24 protein-coding genes are annotated in these 20276 nt (G+C 41.2%); 7 read left to right on the top strand and 17 right to left on the bottom strand.

Features of this window, described 5'->3' with window-relative positions:
- Positions 1–33: 33 nt before the first annotated feature.
- From DXA60_RS08020 to DXA60_RS19450, 12 genes are all read right to left on the bottom strand, one after another.
- The gene (locus tag DXA60_RS08020) at positions 34–519 is read right to left on the bottom strand and encodes a hypothetical protein (RefSeq protein WP_117920763.1); all 486 of its coding nucleotides are present in this window, start codon (positions 517–519) and stop codon (positions 34–36) included.
- Positions 516–875 (bottom strand): hypothetical protein, encoded by a 360-nt coding sequence (locus tag DXA60_RS08015; protein WP_243006816.1) that lies wholly within the window; start codon positions 873–875, stop codon positions 516–518. Before DXA60_RS08015 ends, DXA60_RS08020 begins: the two co-directional genes overlap by 4 nt.
- A gap of 96 nt (positions 876–971) precedes the next feature.
- Positions 972–1697 carry a hypothetical protein gene (locus DXA60_RS08010; protein WP_117920761.1) on the bottom strand — a complete coding sequence of 242 codons (726 nt, stop codon included), beginning with the start codon at positions 1695–1697 and terminating at the stop codon, positions 972–974.
- 23 nt (positions 1698–1720) lie between these two features.
- A complete protein-coding gene (locus DXA60_RS08005; protein ID WP_117920760.1) occupies positions 1721–2050 on the bottom strand; it encodes a hypothetical protein in 330 nt (109 codons plus the stop codon).
- 314 nt (positions 2051–2364) lie between these two features.
- On the bottom strand, positions 2365–2619 hold the full coding sequence (locus tag DXA60_RS08000; RefSeq protein ID WP_117920759.1) for a hypothetical protein: 255 nt from the start codon (positions 2617–2619) through the stop codon (positions 2365–2367).
- Positions 2620–2759: 140 nt separating this feature from the next.
- Positions 2760–2969, bottom strand: coding sequence for a hypothetical protein (locus DXA60_RS07995; RefSeq protein WP_117920758.1), 210 nt, complete (start codon positions 2967–2969; stop codon positions 2760–2762).
- A gap of 1 nt (position 2970) precedes the next feature.
- Positions 2971–3210, bottom strand: a complete 240-nt coding sequence (locus DXA60_RS07990) for a hypothetical protein (protein WP_117920757.1) — start codon at positions 3208–3210, stop codon at positions 2971–2973.
- Positions 3197–3418, bottom strand: coding sequence for a hypothetical protein (locus DXA60_RS07985; RefSeq protein WP_117920756.1), 222 nt, complete (start codon positions 3416–3418; stop codon positions 3197–3199). The genes DXA60_RS07990 and DXA60_RS07985 overlap by 14 nt, the downstream gene beginning before the upstream one ends.
- Positions 3419–3590: 172 nt before the next feature.
- The gene (locus DXA60_RS07980; RefSeq protein ID WP_117920755.1) at positions 3591–3920 is read right to left on the bottom strand and encodes a hypothetical protein; all 330 of its coding nucleotides are present in this window, start codon (positions 3918–3920) and stop codon (positions 3591–3593) included.
- Between the two features lie 206 nt (positions 3921–4126).
- On the bottom strand, positions 4127–6034 hold the full coding sequence (locus DXA60_RS07975) for a DNA primase family protein (RefSeq protein WP_117920754.1): 1908 nt from the start codon (positions 6032–6034) through the stop codon (positions 4127–4129).
- 5 nt (positions 6035–6039) lie between these two features.
- On the bottom strand, positions 6040–6243 hold the full coding sequence (locus tag DXA60_RS07970) for a helix-turn-helix domain-containing protein (protein WP_117920753.1): 204 nt from the start codon (positions 6241–6243) through the stop codon (positions 6040–6042).
- Positions 6244–6266: 23 nt separating this feature from the next.
- Positions 6267–6392 carry a hypothetical protein gene (locus DXA60_RS19450; protein WP_278336434.1) on the bottom strand — a complete coding sequence of 42 codons (126 nt, stop codon included), beginning with the start codon at positions 6390–6392 and terminating at the stop codon, positions 6267–6269.
- A 58-nt stretch (positions 6393–6450) separates the two neighbouring features.
- Here DXA60_RS19450 and DXA60_RS07965 point away from each other — a divergent pair, with 58 nt between their 5' ends.
- The 4 genes from DXA60_RS07965 to DXA60_RS07950 all read left to right on the top strand — a co-directional run bounded on the left by DXA60_RS07965 (position 6451) and on the right by DXA60_RS07950 (position 8866).
- Entirely contained in the window at positions 6451–6918 is a 468-nt protein-coding gene (locus tag DXA60_RS07965) for a helix-turn-helix domain-containing protein (RefSeq protein ID WP_117920752.1), read from the top strand.
- A 60-nt stretch (positions 6919–6978) separates the two neighbouring features.
- Positions 6979–7245 (top strand): hypothetical protein, encoded by a 267-nt coding sequence (locus DXA60_RS07960; protein ID WP_117920751.1) that lies wholly within the window; start codon positions 6979–6981, stop codon positions 7243–7245.
- Between the two features lie 24 nt (positions 7246–7269).
- Entirely contained in the window at positions 7270–7449 is a 180-nt protein-coding gene (locus DXA60_RS07955) for a hypothetical protein (protein ID WP_117920750.1), read from the top strand.
- Between the two features lie 139 nt (positions 7450–7588).
- Positions 7589–8866, top strand: coding sequence for a tyrosine-type recombinase/integrase (locus DXA60_RS07950; RefSeq protein WP_117920749.1), 1278 nt, complete (start codon positions 7589–7591; stop codon positions 8864–8866).
- A gap of 149 nt (positions 8867–9015) precedes the next feature.
- Here DXA60_RS07950 and rlmD read toward each other — a convergent pair whose 3' ends face one another.
- The 3 genes from rlmD to DXA60_RS07935 all read right to left on the bottom strand — a co-directional run bounded on the left by rlmD (position 9016) and on the right by DXA60_RS07935 (position 12957).
- Positions 9016–10440: a 23S rRNA (uracil(1939)-C(5))-methyltransferase RlmD gene (gene rlmD / locus DXA60_RS07945; RefSeq protein ID WP_117920748.1), complete on the bottom strand. Its 1425-nt coding sequence runs from the start codon at positions 10438–10440 to the stop codon at positions 9016–9018.
- 2 nt (positions 10441–10442) lie between these two features.
- Positions 10443–11393 (bottom strand): 3'-5' exoribonuclease YhaM family protein, encoded by a 951-nt coding sequence (locus tag DXA60_RS07940; protein ID WP_117920747.1) that lies wholly within the window; start codon positions 11391–11393, stop codon positions 10443–10445.
- Positions 11394–11553: 160 nt separating this feature from the next.
- Positions 11554–12957, bottom strand: coding sequence for a S1C family serine protease (locus DXA60_RS07935; RefSeq protein ID WP_243006815.1), 1404 nt, complete (start codon positions 12955–12957; stop codon positions 11554–11556).
- A gap of 339 nt (positions 12958–13296) precedes the next feature.
- On the opposite strand from DXA60_RS07935, the gene DXA60_RS07925 reads away from it, so the two are divergent.
- The 3 genes from DXA60_RS07925 to DXA60_RS07915 all read left to right on the top strand — a co-directional run bounded on the left by DXA60_RS07925 (position 13297) and on the right by DXA60_RS07915 (position 17983).
- Complete coding sequence (locus tag DXA60_RS07925; protein ID WP_117920746.1) at positions 13297–15723, top strand: endonuclease MutS2; 2427 nt, start codon at positions 13297–13299, stop codon at positions 15721–15723.
- 122 nt (positions 15724–15845) lie between these two features.
- A complete protein-coding gene (locus DXA60_RS07920) occupies positions 15846–16550 on the top strand; it encodes a response regulator transcription factor (protein ID WP_117920745.1) in 705 nt (234 codons plus the stop codon).
- Positions 16547–17983: a sensor histidine kinase gene (locus DXA60_RS07915; protein WP_117920744.1), complete on the top strand. Its 1437-nt coding sequence runs from the start codon at positions 16547–16549 to the stop codon at positions 17981–17983. The genes DXA60_RS07920 and DXA60_RS07915 overlap by 4 nt, the downstream gene beginning before the upstream one ends.
- A gap of 352 nt (positions 17984–18335) precedes the next feature.
- Here DXA60_RS07915 and DXA60_RS07910 read toward each other — a convergent pair whose 3' ends face one another.
- On the bottom strand, positions 18336–18872 hold the full coding sequence (locus DXA60_RS07910; RefSeq protein WP_006857842.1) for a bL17 family ribosomal protein: 537 nt from the start codon (positions 18870–18872) through the stop codon (positions 18336–18338).
- A 430-nt stretch (positions 18873–19302) separates the two neighbouring features.
- On the bottom strand, positions 19303–20262 hold the full coding sequence (locus DXA60_RS07905; protein WP_006857843.1) for a DNA-directed RNA polymerase subunit alpha: 960 nt from the start codon (positions 20260–20262) through the stop codon (positions 19303–19305).
- Positions 20263–20276 lie beyond the last annotated feature (14 nt).

The raw sequence follows: 20276 nt of genomic DNA, 5'->3' as shown, positions 1-20276 counted from the left end.
CCTTTCTGACCTCATATAACCGCCATATAGCAATTATTGGTTGTCCTGTGCTGAATCGTCTGTATTATCAAATATTTCCGGGTGACAGTCCGCAAATGCATCAATAGCATCCCGCAACAGAAATTTGCGGTTATACTGACCCTTGAACGGTTTCAAATTGACTTCTTTTCGTGCCACATCATAGGACTTCCGTTCAATAAATATCTTATAAAGCATTTGTTTATATGGCAGATCATGCACCCGTTGAATTTCTTTTTGCAGATTCCATTGCTGCACTTGTAATTCTTCAATCTTATTTCTGATTTTTTCCTCTGTGTCAACCATTCCAATGATTGCATTTTCCAACATTTGCCCGGAACGTGAAGTCTGAACTTTAACGGGTGATATTGCCATAGTTGTTGAAGTTGCCCTGTCTATAAAATTTGACCGGGTTTCATACAGCTGTGTGATCTGCCTTTGTATATCACGCCCACGCTGCAAATAGTTTTTCGCAATCATGTGTTTTTCTTTTTTCGTCAATGCCTTCCCCTTTCCCATTCATCCAGTGCATCTGAATGAAATTCTTCAAAACACTTTAGTGCTGGCTCATGCATACCCCGTACTTCCTGATATGAAATATGTTCATCATATGCAATTTCTTTTAACATTTTGAAATCAACATAAATACCCATAAGCACATGAACAAACACTGAATATTTGAGTTCTTTTATCTGTTCAATCACAATTTGCTTTCGCTGATTGTATACTGCTGCACTTTGATCTGCCTTGTCCCTTGCTTTCTCTAATAATTCCATATACTTTTTTAATTTGCATTTTTCCGCAAGTAACAAATAGCCTTGTGCGACTTCTTCATCTTGTTCAGCAGCAAGATACAATTCTCTCACTTCCTGTAAATAGTTTTTTGCCCTTATATCCATACATTCCTTTCTGACAAATAAGGGTGCAGCATCACACCGCACCCTTGAAACTGCTTATTTAAAGAATCTTGTATCTGTCTGTTTGATTTCATCATGCATTTTTCCAACCTTCATCATATTGTCACCAAGGCAATATACTGAATATGGTGTATTTTCCTGAATCACCAAACGTGTGCCATTTTCCACACCATACTGGTAATCATCCTGTATTGAATAATCAATCAGCCTTTCCCGTGTCAGTAACGCTGTGATTGATTCCAAGGTGTCAGAATATGCAAGCATTTCATTGTTCATACCCAAATAATCACCTAACAATTCAAACACTTCACTTTTGTAACAGTAACCACCAATAGAACTGTTTTTTGCCCTTGTATACATTACATCAGAAATCATTTTCAACACCGTACCTGAATTTTTCACGGGTTCAAGTGCAGCTTTCAGAATATCCGCACTTAAATCAAAACCGCACATATCAATGATTTTCAGCACATTGGCAACTTCTACTGAATGACTTTCACCATCATCAGGAACTTCCACACCGTACTTATTGCAAAAGTCCTGAATGACTTCCCTAAGTGCTTCCGTCCATGCCTTGTTTTTATTGGCAAATTCTTCACGCATATCTTTCAGCAGTTCTTCTTTTCCAATATCTGAATATCTTGGATTCTTACGAACTGCCATCATATTATCAACAATATCCGTCAGTTCCTTTTTTCGATCATTGTTGTGCAAAAGCAACTGCACCTTTTTAGCATATGTTTCATATAGTTTTTCTGACATTTCCCGTTTCCTTCCTTTTCTCTTTAATGGCGAATGATGCAACCACCACACAGCACATCATTTGTTGATTCACCCGGCTTGAACTCTGAAATGTGTTTCCAAAGGTTCATGCTCTGATCGTCAGACAAGATTTCCCTGAATCGTTCCAGTTCTGCATCAATGTACTTCCTGATGCTTGGCTTTTGGTACAATGCAGTTGCAAATGTATCTGCTGCATTTCTGTCTGTCGGCAGATCATACCCTGCATAGGCTGCTGCATCTTCTTTCATACCCGGCATGACTGCGGGTGCATGAAAAAATAAATATACAAACGCATCAGCAAATTTCTTTTCCTGTTCTGTAATATTACTCATTGTTTTCATCCTTCCTTTCTTGAATTTTCGTTTTCTTTAATTCTACCATATATTGTATTTATATCTATGTATATATACTATATTTAGTATTTTTATTAAGAATTTCCATAGACAGCAACAGCCGTATATGATATAGTAGCAGTGCCTAAGTATGAAGTTGCTTAGTTCTAAACGTGATAGCAATAACAAATAGCAAGACCCCCGTATCACCTTTCTATGCGGGGGTCTTGCTATGCCTTTCTGAACATAAAAACAACCGCTTGTGACCTCATATAAGGGTCATATAGCGGTTGTTTTTGTTCCTGTGATAATTTCTATGCTTTCTTTTCTGTAATCTTATATAATGCACTTACAGTCAGACCATATTTGTCTTGTAGTTGTTCCCAAGAATACCCATGATAGAAGTCTTTCATAATTGCATCACGCTGTTCTTCCTTGGAAACAAACCCGTTCCGGGTATAGTCACCAAAGGTCAGGTGTTCTTGGTTCAGAAGTTCAGCAATAACCCTAAACTGTTCAATGCCTATCTTGTCCCGTAGAATCTGCAAATTTCTTGTATTTCTATTCATTCACCTTGTCCTTCCTGTCAGGATTTCCACAATGTAACCATTGGGAAACCCCAACCATTCAAAACCGCTATTTTCCTATGTTTCTTGTCATCCGGCAGCACCTAAAAACAAGCATTTGCCACCCTGATGCCACCAACGCATCAATCATCTTCATTCAAAATACGTTCTAATTCTGCAATCTTCTTTTCCTGATCGTCTACCCTGATACCGCTTAAAATCACATTGCACGTTGCCGTGATACTGTTAGCGGTCTTGGTATCAATTTCCCCTTTATAGGTCATATTGGCAACCTTTGCCAGTGCTTTTCTGATATTGTCCGGGGTATCAAGTTTCAAATTTCTTTTAGCCATTCTATTCACCTTCTTTCAGATCATCACCTACATGATCGTATGCCACACCATCAGCATCATCAGATAATTCATTTTCACCGTAAATTATTACTGCATGATATGGTTTATCACCACAAAATTCATCTAATTCCATTGAAACCCTATCAGCAATTTCTTTGTCAGGTACAACAAACGGAAGAAATACTTTAATTCTATTAGTTACCTTTCTTGCTTTCATAAGCAATCTATCAATTTTTTTCATCTAATTCACCCCTTAACTGCTGCACCTTATTCATCAGCCAACTATGAAATCCCGGTGATTCATACTGTTCTTTACTAATGCCTAACTCTGTTCTAAGTTGTTCAATTCGATTGTCTAATTCTTCATCTGTCATGTTCCTAAGTCGTTCTTTTCTTTTGATCTCACTGATTTCTTGCGCTTTTATCAATAATTTCTCTACCCTGTTCATGTATCGTTTACCTTCCTTCATCCCCCAGTATAGGGGGGGTACATATATCTAAAAGCCTTTGTTTTCCTATGTTTCAGGGACTTTTTCACGGCAAAACCGTATATAAAACCCTGTTACTTTGATTCATTTTCATGCATTTTCGTATTTGAAAAACGCCTTATTGGTTACGGTATCACTTCCGGGTGCATCTGATAGCAAACTTGACAACATCCGTGATATTCAAATCACAATTCACATCAAATCTTTCAGTTCTTCCCTGTAATTCCATCAGTTTATTCACCAACAGAATGAAACTGACACGTTCCACCCATGAATCAGACAACAATGTTGCAGCACTGTCATGTAATGCCGGACTTCCAAGCAGCAAATTATATTCATCATTATCTGCTACCACCTTCACCCGGACTTCATCAGCATTTAAGTTATCACCCTTTACATCCCATTCAATGCTTGATATTTCCTTGATTTCTCTAACTTTTTCAATAAACTGTTCACCTGTCATCTTCCTTCAATCCTTTCTGTTCACTGGTACAGGTTGGTACAAGGTACAAGTTTCTTGTCTATTCTCTATATTTTTTATTTTTTTCTCTTACCCATTTTTTCGAAAATGATTAAAAATTAAAGAATCTATTTTTTTACCTGTACCAACTTGTACCGCCTTATTTTTCAAGGCTTTTAACTTGTACCTATAACCTTTACTAACTTGTACTAATCTTGTACTTCCATGAATAAATTAAATTTTTTACCATTTATTTTCTTCTGCTTTATCTCTGTACCAAGTGCCTTATTGATATACTTTGAAAAAACTATGTTACTGACAGGTAATGCAAAACCATTGTCTGCCATAAATACCTGATACCGCTTGTATACTTCATTAGTAGGCTGATTTATTATCATTTCTTTCCCGGTACTTCTGATAAATCCGACAATAGGATTGTTTTCTTCTTCATATTCATCCAACTGATCTTGAACTTTACCAGATAATGTAAACCCTTGGTTTTTTCTTACCCTATCCAATCCGGCAATTCCCAAACGTATCAAATATTCAACACTGTCCTGTTGAATCAGTTTGTACTTGATATTCACATCAAAATCAGGATCAGCACGGGTAAATGTAGCATTGAATGGAATAATAACCAAACGCCTAAGTACCGCCCCGGTCTTGTCCTTCATACGGGGAATATCATTAGCACTGAATAACAGTTTGATAAATGGGTTGAACTCAAACGGGTCTTGTCCTTTACGCTCTGCCTTGATGCGGTTACCTGTTACTATTTTCTTGAACACGCTGACCTGTGAACCTTGAAGGAAATCATCACCAATATCATCACCAATATTTGCCAGTTTGCCGAACATCATTGAAGTATTGAACCTGTCCCCCAGCTCTTTCAGGTCAAGTGCTGAAATATTCCGATCACCAAGGATTGCTTTGACACAATCCAAAAATGTACTTTTACCGTTGGACTTGTCACCCGTCAGGATGAACGCTTTGCCTAACTCATTACGCCTGTAAAAGCAATAACCAATACATTCTTCTAACAATGCCCTGATTGTTGCATCACCACACGCTAATTTGTTCAGTGTGCTATCTGCCAGTTCAGAATAGGCATCCGGCTTGTAGTCCCAAGGAATCTTGTTGGTAATAACAATGTCTGTGCTGAATGGTTTCAGTTCCCCGGTCACAAGGTCATATACACCATTGTTGAAAGCAATCAGGTTTGCATCTGACTGTACCTTTTCATCACATATAAGCATCAAGTATTTCATAACTTCTTTTCGCTGTACATCCTTCAAGTTTGGTATTACTTCAATCATTGTCTTTTCAATGTCCTTATTGGCATTGGTATACACACCATCTTTATAAACATGAAGTTGGTTATTAATAACAACTATGTGGTACATATTTTTCAAATAGATTGCAAACTTGTCAAACAGGAATGTACTGCCAAGGAAAAAAACGGGTTTCTGAAAAGCATCATCACGCAAGATCACTTCCAGTTCATCATCTGACAGCGGTTGTTTCAGAACAAACTTGTTCAAGATACGGATGCACTCACGGGTTTCTTCAACAGTGAAATCATTTGCAGTCAGGGTCAGGATGTAATTGAAAAGTGCCTGATTCCTTCCGTCCCCGGCATCCATATCAACAAAGTCTGCGGTTGCCTTGACCGGGAACAACCATTTGGGAACTTCCTGATATTCACCATCAGCAAATAATTCGTATTCATACCCCCATTCACAAAATCTTTCTTCACCGTCAATCTTGATGACCTCATAAGATAACTTACTGCCGACTTTTATATCAGCAGTAAGACCAACAGCCAACTGAACGTGTGTCCTGTTTCTTGAAATGGTGTGATTCTTGAACAAGAAGTGTTTTCCTCTACTGGTACAGAATACCCTACAATTAAGTTGCAGTTCTTCCACTATATTCATCAATTTTTCAGACTGTTCAGAATCATCAATGTCAATAAGGATAGTGTCATCAGCCAAAACCCCGCCGAATCCATTCAGGTTCTTCACTTCATCATAGGTTTTCCATGTGGTTCTGTTTTTCAGTTTTTCAATGCTTGCCTTGCCTTTGGTTTCTATGAACCCTTTATATAATTTGCTCATTGTCATCACCTACCAGTTTTTTCTAACAGGTTTTCAGCACTGCACCCAAGTCCATGTGCAATTTTTTCAACCGTTTCCTTTGAGCATGATTTTCCACATTTCACATTTGAAGCAGTAACCCTTGAAATACCACACACTTTTGCCAATTCCTGAACATTCAGATTTTTGTCAATCATTTTAATCATCAATTTTTTTCTATCAATTCGCATTTCTACACCTTCCTTTCAAAAGTTCAATTTTGTTCAGTTTGTTCAAAATATTTGTTGACAAAAGCATTTGCTTTTGCTATTATCATCTTATCAGAAGCATTTGCTTTTGTAAAGACAAAAATAAAAACATTTGCTTTCTTTCCAATCATCTATATGCTAAACTCTAAATTATGAAAGAAGGTGATTCATAAAGTGGATGATTTTAGCATGAAATTGAAAGAATTAAGGAAAGAAAAGGGATTAACGCAAAAAGAATTAGGGGCAGCAATCGGCATTTCCGAAGTAATGATTGGTCAATATGAAAGAGGTGTCAGAACTCCCAAAATAGAAATGCGTGAAAAAATAGCAAATGCTTTGGGTGTTACCCTTAATTATTTTTTGTCAGATTCAGATTACACAAATGAAGTGTTAGCGCAAATCATAGATGCCGGAATTGATAAATTAGAACTTGAAAATCAAATCTTTATCTCCTATCTAAAATCTATCGGTATCAACGTTGATATTCAACCAACGTCTGCTACACCGGGAAGTGTAAAAAACAGCAATATTGTTGAACCTACTGTATTTTATCGTTATGAAGTAACCGGGGACAATACCCCAAAAATTTTCAGTGAAACTGAATGGAAAGAACTTCAAGAAAGAATTACAAAAATGATAAAATTACTAATCAATTAAATCCTTCTGTCACAGGTGTTGCAGCACCTTGAAGGTCAAGGAATAGGGATAATCAAACACATGAAAGGATGGGAACTCATGGGAAAAGTAATCAATATAGAAGATCATAGATATAACATCATTCACCCGGATGAAGTACATACCCGGTGGGAGTTTTCTATTGATCCTGACAGGAAGGAAAAACCTTATATTACTATAAAATGTGGAGTAATGTACGGCTTTAATGGGTGGACGGTTTATATTTTCTGTTCTTCATATGATGAAATGCTTCAATGCAGAACACAAGCAATGGAACAGTTAAAGCAGCAAATTCCACTCATGGGATAATTCAAGAAAGGACGGTTAGAAACTATGAAAGAAAATGCTATTAACCTTAATAAGATTGATCTTAATAATCAGACTGCATTGAGTATTTTAACAGCAGCATCTAAGGCAATCGCATATGAAGAAGATACAGTTAATATTGATCTGATGATTGATGCAGCAATCCGCTATTTACAAGATACTAACACAATGTTGAAAGAAATGTAAAAATTGACCCCTTTACCGTTGCAGCGGTTCAGGGGTCAGGGATAACCAAACACCAACCAAGGAATAGGATGATATAGGCTATGCAACCCTAATTATATCATCCATTGCCTATAAATTCAATTACAGAAAGGATGATATTATGAAAGGTTCAGTAAGAAAAAGGGGGGCAACATGGTCATACTATTTTGACCTTGGAAAAGTTGACGGGAAACGCAAAAGGAAAGAAAAGAAAGGCTTTCGCACCAAGAAAGAAGCAGAAGCAGCACTTGCCAAGGCTCTGAACGAATACAACAATGCCGGAGCAGTCTTTGAACCTACTGAAATCACGGTTGCTGACTACCTGAACCAATGGTTTGACCTGTACTGCAAGACCAACCTGAAATATAATACACAAGTCGGTTATTTGCGAATCATTCAGGGGCATTTGATTCCCAAGTTTGGCGTGTACCGCCTGAAAGCAATCACCCCGGCAATATTACAGGAATATGCCGTTGAACTGAAAATGAACGGCAATTCTAAAAGTCACATGATCGGCATTTTGTCCGTATTCAGTGCAGCACTAAACTATGCTGTTGAACCAATGCACTATATCACTTCAAACCCTATGCAGTATGTCAAATTTCCCAAGGTTGAAAAAGCACCAAGGGAACGCATCATTCTAACCTTGGACGAATGGCAGCAGATCATTGACCGTTTCCCGCCTGATTCCCGCTTTCATATTCCGCTTATGATCGGTTTTTATACTGGTTTGCGTATCTCTGAAACCTTTGCCCTGACTTGGGATGATATAGACCTTGATAACCGCACCATCAGCGTCAACAAGCAGATTGTAAAGCGTAACTTTGGGGCAGATGTCAGAAAGGTTGTTGAACAGAAGGGGAAAAAAGAACAGCGGTCATCATGGTACTTTGGCACAACCAAAACTGTCACATCAAACAGAACTGTGAAGTTTGGTGAAACCCTGTACCGGGCGTTGAAGGCTGAAAAGGTCAGACAGGCAAAGAATGAAATGAAGTACGGTGAATATTACACCATCCATGTCATCAAAGTTGAAAAGGATGAAAAAGGCAATGATATGAAGCGCATAGTTCCAATTCAGAAGTGTATCAATTCGCCTTTGCCACGGGTTCGCATGGTCTGCATTGCAGAAAATGGTCAATATACTTCAACTGATTCCTTCAAATTCTGTTCAAGGGTCATCCATAAAGAACTGCTGCTTGCCTTCGATTACCATTCATTACGGCACACCCACGCCACACTACTGATTGAAAACGGTGCGGATGTGAAGGACGTACAGACCCGGTTAGGACACACCAACATTGAAACCACCTTGCAGACCTATGTGCATGATACTGAAAAGATGGTTGAACGCTCTGTTGATCTGTTTGAACAGGTGACACAGGCAAAAACATCATAACAACTACATAAAGACCTGAAAAAGCACTGAATCCGGCAATAGTTCAACGGGTTCAGTGCTTTTCTTGTGTTCAGTGATGTTTTTCAGAATTAGGGTGGCAAATGGGTGGCAATCCGACATTTCCGACACCCTAAAAACCTTGAAAATGCTTATTTTATGCGGGTTAAAAGGCAGACTGTTTCAACATGTGTAGTATTCCCAAACTGATCCACCGCCCTCACCTTACGAAGCTCATATCCGCCCTCACAAAGCACCTTAAGGTCCCTCGCTAACGTCGCCGAATCACAGCTTACATACACGATCCGCTCCGGCTGCATCTTAAGCATCGTCTCAAGACATACACCATCGCACCCCTTTCGCGGCGGATCGACCACGATCACATCCGGGTGCAGCATATCTGCATCTGTGTCTTTCTTTTTTTCATAAAATGCCGGCAGCACCTCCTCTGCTTTTCCTACAAAAAACTCAGCATTATTGATACCGTTGAGCGCCGCATTATTCTTCGCGTCCTCGATTGCCTGTGGGACGACCTCCACCCCATAAACTTTTCCCGCTTTCTGTGCAAGAAAAAGTGAAATCGTGCCGATGCCGCAATATAGATCCCACACGGTCTCTTTTCCGGTCAGTCCCGCATAGTCGAGCGCAAGGCTGTAGAGTTTTTCCGTCTGGACAGGATTGACCTGATAAAATGACTGCGGTGAAATATGGTATGCGACCGCTGTATCAGTCAGTGAAAAATCCTTCGTATCGCGTAGATGGATCATATCGGTAATGTATGGATCGCCCCAGATACATTTCGTCACATCCCCGAGGATCACATTTGTTTTCTTCGTATTCTGATTGATGGAAATGCTCTTCATTCCCTCGATGGCTGTCAATCTGTCGATCAGTTTTTCCACTTTAGGAAGACTATTTCCATTGATAATCACACAGACCATAAGCTCTTTTGTGGAAAACCCATAGCGGATCAGGACATGACGAACCAGCCCCTTACCTGTATTTTCATCGTAAGATGCCACATGACATTCTTTCATATAAGAAAGGACTTCATTTAAAATAATCTGATTTTCCTCCACACCCAGTTTACAGTCATTGACCGGGATAATACTGTGGGTACGCGCTGCATAAAAACCGGCAACCGGATTCCCATCTTTATCCGCACCGATCGGAAACTGTGCCTTGTTCCGGTAGCGGTATGGTTCTTTCATCCCCACGACAGGAAGCATGATTCGGTCGATCAATTCCGGCGCAAAACCGCCAATACGAATCAGATTTCCGCGCACTTTGTTCTGCTTAAATTCCAGCTGCTTTTCATAATCCAACGCCTGTATCTGACATCCGCCGCATCTCCTGTGAAGTTCACACTGTGGTGTCACACGAAATTTAGACGGCGATAAAATCTGCTCCACTCTCGCATAACCATAATTTTTCTTCATCTTTGTGATGCGGGCTTCGATCTCATCTCCAAGCACCGCATCTTTAACGAAAAAGGTCATGCCATCGTATTTTCCGATTCCTTCGCCGTCCACGCCCATATCTTCGATTTTCAGTTCTATGATATCATTTTTCTGCATAATTATAATTTCCCGGAGCGTCTGATATTGCTCTCAAGCAGACGGTTATACCCCTGCCATTCCTGATTGTTTTCCGGCACATTACTGAAAATCTCGCGTACCGTTTCCATCTTTGCATCAATATTATCTGCAAAGCTGAGTGCTAATGCTTCCGGCAGTGCCGGTTTTTTCGGAGATCCAAACTCAAGCTCGCCATGATGCGCTAAAATACAATGTTTTAATTCACTTGCCAGTCCCTTTGGAAAATCCGGGATCGTGCGGATTCTGTCACCTACCATCTCAGTTCCAATAATAATATGTCCTAAAAGCTGTCCGTCATCCGTGTAATCATTTTCAGGAAATACAGAAAGCTCCTCTAATTTTCCGATATCATGGAAAATAGCTGCCGTGATCAAAAGATCGCGGTTTAACATCGGATAACAGCCTGCAAAATAATCACAGTGCTTTGCCACACTTAAGCTGTGCTCAAGCAGACCACCGACAAATCCGTGGTGCACAGTCTTTGCAGCAGAGTGGAATTTAAAGCGTTTTTCAAAATCTGCATCTTCCACAAAAAAGCTCTCTAACAGCTTCTTTAAATGCACTTCTTTGATGCTCGCAATCAGGCCTTTTAACTCCTCATACATCTGGTCGATATCCTTATCGCTGACCGGAAGGTAATCTTTTGGATCATACTCCCCTTCCTGCACCTTGCGGACGCGCTTTACATTCAGCTGTAAATTGCCCTGAAAGCTGGTGATATCACCCATTACGGCTATGTAATCCAGTGAATCGAACTCGTCGATTCCAACAGAACCAGGCTCCCAGATCTTCGCATCCAGTGTGCCCGTTTTGTCCTGTAAGATCAATGTATCATAAGGTTTTCCTGCCTTTGTCAGTGCAGACTGTTTTACTTTACATAGATAGATTTCATTAATTCGCTCGCCCTCTCTGAGGCTCTCAATATACTTCATACTACTCCTTATTCCTGCTTTTATTTTCTAAAATTATTATGCCTGTATCCGCATTTCTGCTTCTAAAACGCATACCGGTGTCCACATTTCTGTTTCTGACATGCATGGCCGCATCCGCATTTCTGCTTCTAAAATACATGCCTGTATCTGGTTCACATCTCTATGGCAGTACACTGACTTCTACCGTGCAGGTGATTTCCGTATAACCTTCCGGTCCCTGCCGCTCAATCTTCACTTCCACCGTATCTTCCGGCTTTAACGAAAGCAGTTTTTTCTCATAATTTTCTGCCGTAAGAATCTCATCCCCGTCAATTTCCGTGATGACATCCCCGCTCTGAAGTCCGGCAGCCATTGCCGGTGAATCCATACATACATCCTTGATATATGCACCCTTCGGTATCTCATATTCACGTTCGATCGCGGCTGTAACCGTTGTCACTTCAAGCCCAAAGTAAGGGATATCCTGTCCGTTTGACAGCATCTCGATCAATGCTTTTAACTCGGAAATAGAGATCGCTGTCAGCGTATTTTCATCCCCCGCACTGCTGTATCCCTGCATCACGATTCCAATGATCTCGCCATCTACATTGACAAGTGCTCCGCTTCCGTTGCTGCTTCCTACAATATCTGTCGTAAACACACTGTAATTATGATCTATCGTAGAAATACTGTTCGTGGTGGATGTAATATTTCCAGTCAGGATTGAATAATTGGTTCCAAGCGGACTTCCGATCGCGATCGCGATCGTTCCCTGCGTAACAGTCAGTGAATTTCCAAGAACTGCAACTGCGATCGCATTCTTTGTACTTTCGGTAAGTTCTGACGCCTTTACGCTTAACACAGCTATCCCTGTATTGCCATCGTATTTTTTCATTTCAGCTTTCACGACAGCATCATTAATAAATGTGACATAGATTTCCTGTGCATCCGCAATCGCCTTGCGTTCTGTTAAAACCAGCAGTTCCCTGCCATTTTCCGCTACAATGATACCGGAAGCCTGCCCCTTACTCTCATATGGGTTATTAAACCAGTCGGTATCGCTCTTCACACCGGTTACCGTCACGATAAACTTGTTTGCTTCTTTTCCAACCGCATACAATTTATTCTGAAGTTTCTGAAAATCGGCAAGTTCAAGTTCCTGCGTTTCATTGTTTGGAACATCCCCAGTGTTATGTTCCGTTTCCGGTTCATCCGTCTGCTCCTGCTGACTGTTTCCCGCTTCTTCTGTCTCCTGCTGCCCGTTTTCCGGCTCTTTATTTTCTCCCTGCTGTCCGTTATTCTCTGTGTCCTTTTGCTCTGTCGATTCCTGCGTATCGTCCTGTCCGCTTTCTTCCGTTTCTGTCACATCATCCTTCGGAATCGTAACGACAGGCTTCTCCTCCGGGTAAAACCAGTTTGAAAACTCCGGCTGCAATAAACTAAACACCAGTGCTGCCACCGTACCAAAAATAACGGCAAGCACTACGGTAAACAATGCTTTTTTTATAAGACGTTTTTTATTCAACGGCTTCTCCTTGATCTGCTCATTAATAAAAGAAAAGCCACCCTTCTCTTTCTCCTGCATGATTTTCCCTTCCTTAACAAAAATGAAAACCGCACCTTATTTATTATAGTTTGAATCACATATGCTTGCAACACTATTTTTGCATTTCCGGCTTTCCTTCCCCCAATTAATGGGATATAATGTGAATAAGCAATGAGCAGTGCCAAATGAGGGAAAAATAAAAAAAGACTGCTTGCAGGCTCTTTTTTGTTTTTTTCTCATTTGATAGGGCGAATGCCCGTCAGCCCGGAAAATCTCTGATTTTTCGGGCTGGCACTGCGGACTAAAGTCGAACACACATATCCGTCAGCATACTGCCACTGCAAACTAAATTTTCAACCACAAGGAATTATAAATCTTATGAATGAAAAAGTTTTAAAAACATTAGAATATAATAAAATCATTGCCCGCTTAGCGGAGCACGCCTCAAGTGAGGATGCAAAGAAACGTTGTCTCTCCCTCACACCTGGCACAGATATCAATGAAATCAATCTTTTACAGTTACAGACCAAAGATGCGCTAAACCGTCTCTTTAAAGGCGGGCGCATCTCTTTTTCCGGTGTACACGACATCCGAGACTCCCTGAAACGTTTAGAGATCGGTGCATCCTTAAGCATCACGGAGCTTTTGCGCGTCTGCTCTCTCCTTGAGGCAGCCAAACGTGCAAAAGCATTTTCCCGCGCCAGCATCGGACATACCGGACCGGACCGCCCTGTTTCAGCAGATGAGACAGACGAACTTCCGGTTGATTCCCTGACCGGATTTTTTGACCAGATCGAACCACTCACACCATTATGTGACGAGATCCGCCGCTGCATCTTATCGGAGGACGAAATCGCAGACGATGCCAGCAGCACACTCCGTTCCATCCGTAAATCCATGCGTGGCATGAACGATAAGATCCGTGCACAGATGAACTCGATGATCAACAATACAACTACACGCAGTTATTTGCAGGATGCCGTCATTACGATGCGTGACGGCCGCTATTGTCTGCCGGTCAAAGCCGAAGCAAAATCACAGGTTCCGGGTATGGTGCACGACCAGTCATCTTCCGGTTCCACACTCTTTATCGAACCGCTCGCTGTTGTAAACTTAAACAACGAATATAAAGCTCTTCTTATGAAAGAAAAAGAAGAAATTGAAGTCATTCTCGCCAACTTAAGCAACTTAACGGCAGGATACTCCATGCAGCTTCATACTGACTACAATATACTCACCGAACTTGATTTTATTTTTGCAAAAGCAGCTTTCGCTCAGACTTACAACGGTGTTGCTCCGACTTTCAATACCGACGGACGTATCAACATCAAAAAAGGGCGTCATCCGCTGCTCGACGCCAAAAAAGTTGTACCGATCGATGTACGTCTCGGAGAAGATTTTACGCTTCTGATCATTACCGGACCAAACACCGGTGGTAAAACCGTCTCCTTAAAAACAGTCGGTCTTCTGACATTGATGGGGCAGGCAGGACTTCATATTCCGGCTTCCGAGCGTTCGGAACTCGGAATCTTTGAGGAAGTGTTTGCTGATATCGGAGATGAGCAGAGTATTGAACAGTCTTTAAGTACTTTCTCCTCCCATATGACAAATATCACACGCATTTTAAGTCAGGTAAATGACCGTTCCCTCGTGCTTTTCGATGAGCTTTGTGCCGGAACCGATCCAACGGAAGGTGCAGCACTTGCAATTTCTATTTTGTCAAAATTAAAACTATACGGTGCACGTGTCATGGCAACCACACACTACAGTGAATTAAAAGTATTTGCCTTGCAGACTTCCGGTGTGGAAAATGCCTGCTGTGAATTTGACGTTGAATCATTAAGTCCGACTTACCGCCTGTTGATCGGTATTCCCGGAAAAAGTAATGCGTTTGCAATTTCCACCAAACTTGGTCTGGGTGAGGATATCATCGAGGATGCCAAAGGACGGATCAGCGAAAATGATATGAATTTCGAGGATCTTTTAGCAGATCTTGAAAAGAGCCGCATCACGATTGAAAAAGAACAGCTTGAGATCAACCAGTATAAAGAAGAAATCCAGAAATTAAAAGAACAGCTTGAACAGAAACAGGAACGTTTAGACGCAAGCCGTGACAAGATCCTGCGCGAGGCAAACGAGCAGGCTTACAATATCATCAAAGAAGCAAAAGACCTTGCCGATGAAACGATCCGTAATTTCAATAAATACGGCACCGCACATGCCCCGGTCAGCGAAATGGAAAAAGAGCGCACTAAACTGCGCGATAAGATGAACAACGCACAGAAAAAAATGTCTGACCAGAAAAAGAATGCTGCGCCAAACCATAAAGTTCCCAAAAAACTCCGCATTGGCGACCGCGTGAAAGTCATCAGCATGAATCTAAACGGAACCGTTCACTCCCTGCCAAACGCAAAGGGTGACCTTTATGTACAGATGGGTATTTTACGTTCTCTTGTCAACATTAACGACCTCATCCTGTTAGAGGAAGAAACTTCCCCGACAAGCAAAAAATACGGTCGTACCAGTGCCGGCAAGATCAAAATGAGCAAGTCTGCATCCGTCTCCACAGAGATCAACCTGATCGGCAAGACCACAGACGAAGCGATCGCTCTTTTAGATAAATACCTGGATGATGCCTACCTTGCACACATTCCGTCCGTGCGTATCGTCCACGGAAAAGGAACCGGTGCACTTCGCAACGCCGTACAGGCACATTTAAAACGGTTAAAATATGTGAAATCATTCCACCTCGGAGAGTATGGCGAAGGTGATGCCGGCGTAACAATTGCCGAATTCAAAGACTGATTTCAGACAAAAAGTAATTTCAGTAAGACAGATTTTATCTGATCCCATGCACAAAGCACTGCCGAAGCAATACCATTTCGTCTGATTTACAAACAGAATAACAACTAACAGGAGGTAATTTTATGGCAGCAAAACAAAAAATACTGATCGTCGATGACGATAATAATATTGCAGAACTGATCTCTCTTTATCTTACGAAAGAGTGTTTTGATACAAAAATTGTAAATGATGGTGAAGAAGCCTTAAAAGCATTCGAACAGTACAATCCGAACCTGATCCTTCTTGATCTGATGCTTCCGGGCATCGACGGCTATCAGGTATGCCGCGAAGTCCGTGCAAAAGCAAACGTGCCGATCATCATGCTCTCCGCAAAGGGTGAGATTTTTGATAAAGTACTCGGTCTTGAACTTGGAGCAGATGATTATATCATGAAGCCGTTCGATTCCAAAGAACTTGTTGCCCGCGTCAAAGCCGTTTTGCGCCGTTACCAGCCGGTCAAAATTGAAGAACCTGCTCCTGAATTAAAATGCGTAAAATACCCGGATCTGATCGTCAACTTATCCAACTACTCTGTTATTTATAAGGACAATCCGATCGACATGCCGCCAAAGGAATTAGAGCTTTTATATTTCCTAGCATCCTCGCCAAATCAGGTATTTACCAGAGAACAGCTTCTCGACCATATCTGGGGCTATGAATACATCGGCGACACCCGCACCGTGGATGTCCATGTAAAACGCCTCCGTGAGAAAATAAAGGACAATGACAGCTGGAGTCTCTCGACTGTCTGGGGAATCGGTTATAAGTTCGAGGTTAAAAATATATGAAACGAACACTCTACCCGAAGCTGCTCGGCGGCTATCTGATCTATGGACTGATCTGTTTTATTATTATTTCAACCTTTGGTTACCATATTACTTTTAACTTCTTAGAGCGCCGGGATGCCTCGACGCTCTATCGGGAGTCTGCGCTGATTTCCTCCAATTATGCAGAGAATTATTTCAAACGTTCCACAACATTAGAAGAAATGAAAACGCAGCTCTCCACTTTAAGCACTTACCTCTCCAGTGAGATCTGGATCATTGATAAGCAGGGACAGATTCTTTTAAATACAGCTTCTGCCACCTCTCCGGCAGAAAATACAGAACCGGAAGTGATCCCCGATTTTGACGTGACTGATTTTGGAAATAAATATTACCGCACCGGAAACTTTTACGGTCATTTTGACTCAGAAACATTAAGTGTGTTTTCACCGATCACCGTAAATTACAAAGTACGCGGCTATGTGATCATACATAAACCGGTCAGCTCCATCGTCAATTTATCCAACCTGCTGACCAATCTTTCCTATCAGACGTTTGCACTTTTATTTCTGGCAGCGTTTGTTGTTTTAGCCCTCTTTACCTGGATCGTCTATATCCCGATCCGCAAAATTGCCAAAGGCGCCAATGAATATGCCGCTGGAAATTTTGAGGCAAAGATCGATGTCCACTCCAATGATGAGATCGGTTATCTTGCTGCCTCGCTCAACTATATGGCAAATGAATTAAACACCCTTGAGGAGGATCAACGAAAATTTGTCTCCAATGTCTCACATGACTTCCGCTCTCCGCTGACCTCGATCAAAGGCTACGTAGAAGCAATGCTTGACGGAACAATCCCGGTTGAAATGCAGGATAAATATTTAAACATCATCCTTTTTGAGACAGAACGTTTGAACAAACTTACGAAAAGCCTTCTGGAATTAAACAAATTCGGCTCACACGGTGTTATGTTAGACATCACCAGTTTTGATATCAATCACACAATCCGCATGACCGTACAGACCTTTGAGGGAACCTGTATGGAAAAACATATCAGTTTTAACCTGATCTTAAGCGGTGAGACACTGTTTGTCTCTGCTGATTTCAGCAAAATTCAGCAGGTGCTTTATAACCTGATCGACAATGCACTCAAATTCAGCCATGCAAATTCATCGATCACGATCGAGACGACCGAAAAAAATGAAAAGGTCTTTGTTTCCGTCAAAGACACCGGAATTGGTATTCCAAAAGACAGTATCAAGAAAATCTGGGAGCGTTTCTATAAAACCGATCTTTCCCGTGGGAAAGACAAGAAAGGAACCGGTCTTGGTCTTTCCATTGTAAAAGAGATTATCCAGGCTCACGGAGAAAACATCAACTGTATCAGTACCGAGGGTGTTGGTACGGAATTTATCTTTACACTGCCGTTAGCGAAAGAACAGAATGAGCATGCCTGATGGCATGCTCTTTTACAATACTTGATGCCCTATTCTACTGTTCCTTCCAAAATCCGCCCTTCTCTAAGTAATTTATTGCAACAGGGCAGCAACATGGATAATAACAGACATCGATTCTAAACTTTGTATGAAGCAAAGTTTCTTATATAGATGCCCCGGCGGCAAACTTAGTTTTTCTTATTTTCGTACAACGGCACAAAACTGACTCGGCTTGGTGCAATTTCCCATTCAAAAAACTGAAAGCCACCTTTTGATATCCAAACCTATCTACAACATACAAAAAAGCCAGCCCAGTCTGCATCATCTGCAGCCTGGACTGGCTTTTTTCACGTTCTCATATTTTGGATAGTGATTATACTAACTCAAGTAATACCTCTAAAGCGCCATCACCTTTACGCTGACCGATCTTTACGATTCTTGTGTAACCACCGTTACGGTCTGCATATTTCGGAGCGATCTCATCGAATAATTTAGCAACAAGATCAACTTCTTTGGTGTTTTTCTTTCTTCCGGCAGCTTCAGTCGGAACTTCTTTTACGGTGTAGAGAACTTTTAACATCTCTCTACGAGCATGAAGACGGGATGGCTTATCTTTCTTGATAGTCTTCTCAACTTCATCGTATACAGTAACTTTCTTACCGTCTACAACTTCTTTTACTCTCTTACCGTCTTTATCTTTGCGGGCAACTTTTGCTTTTACAGTAACTTCTTCATAGTTGTCTTTCTCTTTTACTGCTAAAGCGATGATTCCCTCAGCGATTTTGCGAACCTCTTTTGCTTTTGCTTCTGTGGTAACAATCTTACCATTGTTTAATAATGCTGTTACCTGACCTCTTAATAAAGCTTTTCTCTGGCTAGAGGTTCTGCTTAATTTACGATACTTTGCCATTTTTAATATCCTCCATTTTGTGGAACACCCGGCCACGCGCTTTGGACTTACTTACCGGACGCCATATTCTTGTTTCGGAGTGGTTCTGTGATACCGCACAGTGCCATTCCAAGTGCCACTCATGATCCGTGTGTCAGAATCTCGTCTGCCTCATCCCTCTGACTGTCTCTGACGCATTTCCTCGTCAGGCATATCAGAGCAACAAATGCATACACTCTGCACACCAGACATACTCCATGCCATATGGACTTACTGTTTCTGCCTGTATTGGTGAAAAAGGTATCTTCTGAACATTAGCAGTTCAGAAGAAAGCGCGTGACAATCACAAGGAACTTATGGAACATTAGCAGTTCCATAAGTAGCGCACCCTGTGAAAGGTATCTTCTGAACATTAGCAGTTCAGAAGAAAGCGCTCGGCTTACGCCTCGCTTTATTCTTCACCCTGGTTTAACTGAAGTCCTAACTCTTTTAATTTAGCAAGAACTTCCTCTAATGATTTACGTCCTAAGTTACGAACCTTCATCATATCTTCCGGTGTTCTGTTTGTCAGTTCTTCGACTGTGTTAATGCCGGCTCTCTTCAAACAGTTATAAGAACGAACGGAAAGCTCAAGTTCATCGATATTCATCTCAAGAACTTTCTCTTTTGCATTGTCCTCTTTCTCGATCATGACATCAGCCTGCTGAGCAGCTTCGGAAAGATCGATGAAAAGACTTAAATGCTCGCTTAAAACCTTAGCAGCTAAGCTGACAGCCTCATCTGGCTCTAAGGTACCGTTTGTATAAACGTCCAAAGTAAGCTTATCATAGTCTGTAATCTGACCAACACGGGTATTTTCAATCAAAAGATTTACTCTTTCTACCGGTGTATAGATAGAGTCGATGGCAATAACGCCGATCGGAATATCCTCTGTCTTATTCTTGTCTGCACTTACATAGCCTCTGCCGTTTGTAATGGTAAGCTCCATGTAAAGCTTGCAGTCAGGTCCGCCATTTAAATTGGCAATTACCAGATCCGGATTTAAAATCTGAATATCAGAATCAACCTGGATATCTGCTGCTGTGACTACACCTTCGCCCTCGAATTCAATGTAAGCAACTTTAGGTTCATTTGTAGAGCTGTTATTTCTGATGGCAAGATTTTTGATATTCATAATAATCTCAGTTACATCTTCCTTAACACCAGGAATGGAACTGAATTCATGTAAAACACCGTCGATCTTAACCTGGCTTACAGCAGCACCCGGTAAAGAAGAAAGCATGATTCTTCTTAAAGAATTACCAAGTGTCGTACCATAGCCTCTTTCCAAAGGTTCTACAACAAACTTTCCGTACTTCTTGTCTTCTGAAATTTCTGCGATTTCAATTTTTGGTTTTTGAAAATCGAACACTACAAAGTCCCTCC

The sequence above is a fragment of the Roseburia sp. OF03-24 genome (genome assembly GCF_003463035.1).
Taxonomy (GTDB): domain Bacteria; phylum Bacillota; class Clostridia; order Lachnospirales; family Lachnospiraceae; genus Roseburia; species Roseburia rectibacter.
The sequence above is the reverse complement of the archived record's forward strand: the minus strand, read 5'-3'. Positions and strand labels throughout refer to the sequence as shown.

Coding starts and splice junctions, on each gene's coding strand:
- DXA60_RS08005 (WP_117920760.1), bottom strand. CDS start 2,050: ATGAGTAATATTACAGAACAGGAAAAGAAATTTGCTGATGCGTTTGTA.
- DXA60_RS19450 (WP_278336434.1), bottom strand. CDS start 6,392: ATGATTGGAAAGAAAGCAAATGTTTTTATTTTTGTCTTTACAAAAGCA.
- DXA60_RS07990 (WP_117920757.1), bottom strand. CDS start 3,210: ATGAAAAAAATTGATAGATTGCTTATGAAAGCAAGAAAGGTAACTAAT.
- DXA60_RS07965 (WP_117920752.1), top strand. CDS start 6,451: ATGAAATTGAAAGAATTAAGGAAAGAAAAGGGATTAACGCAAAAAGAA.
- DXA60_RS07940 (WP_117920747.1), bottom strand. CDS start 11,393: ATGAAGTATATTGAGAGCCTCAGAGAGGGCGAGCGAATTAATGAAATC.
- DXA60_RS07975 (WP_117920754.1), bottom strand. CDS start 6,034: ATGAGCAAATTATATAAAGGGTTCATAGAAACCAAAGGCAAGGCAAGC.
- rlmD (WP_117920748.1), bottom strand. CDS start 10,440: ATGCAGAAAAATGATATCATAGAACTGAAAATCGAAGATATGGGCGTG.
- DXA60_RS07970 (WP_117920753.1), bottom strand. CDS start 6,243: ATGCGAATTGATAGAAAAAAATTGATGATTAAAATGATTGACAAAAAT.
- DXA60_RS07995 (WP_117920758.1), bottom strand. CDS start 2,969: ATGGCTAAAAGAAATTTGAAACTTGATACCCCGGACAATATCAGAAAA.
- DXA60_RS07925 (WP_117920746.1), top strand. CDS start 13,297: ATGAATGAAAAAGTTTTAAAAACATTAGAATATAATAAAATCATTGCC.
- DXA60_RS07985 (WP_117920756.1), bottom strand. CDS start 3,418: ATGAACAGGGTAGAGAAATTATTGATAAAAGCGCAAGAAATCAGTGAG.
- DXA60_RS07915 (WP_117920744.1), top strand. CDS start 16,547: ATGAAACGAACACTCTACCCGAAGCTGCTCGGCGGCTATCTGATCTAT.
- DXA60_RS07955 (WP_117920750.1), top strand. CDS start 7,270: ATGAAAGAAAATGCTATTAACCTTAATAAGATTGATCTTAATAATCAG.
- DXA60_RS07950 (WP_117920749.1), top strand. CDS start 7,589: ATGAAAGGTTCAGTAAGAAAAAGGGGGGCAACATGGTCATACTATTTT.
- DXA60_RS07910 (WP_006857842.1), bottom strand. CDS start 18,872: ATGGCAAAGTATCGTAAATTAAGCAGAACCTCTAGCCAGAGAAAAGCT.
- DXA60_RS08010 (WP_117920761.1), bottom strand. CDS start 1,697: ATGTCAGAAAAACTATATGAAACATATGCTAAAAAGGTGCAGTTGCTT.
- DXA60_RS08000 (WP_117920759.1), bottom strand. CDS start 2,619: ATGAATAGAAATACAAGAAATTTGCAGATTCTACGGGACAAGATAGGC.
- DXA60_RS07935 (WP_243006815.1), bottom strand. CDS start 12,957: ATGCAGGAGAAAGAGAAGGGTGGCTTTTCTTTTATTAATGAGCAGATC.
- DXA60_RS07920 (WP_117920745.1), top strand. CDS start 15,846: ATGGCAGCAAAACAAAAAATACTGATCGTCGATGACGATAATAATATT.
- DXA60_RS07980 (WP_117920755.1), bottom strand. CDS start 3,920: ATGACAGGTGAACAGTTTATTGAAAAAGTTAGAGAAATCAAGGAAATA.
- DXA60_RS07960 (WP_117920751.1), top strand. CDS start 6,979: ATGAAAGGATGGGAACTCATGGGAAAAGTAATCAATATAGAAGATCAT.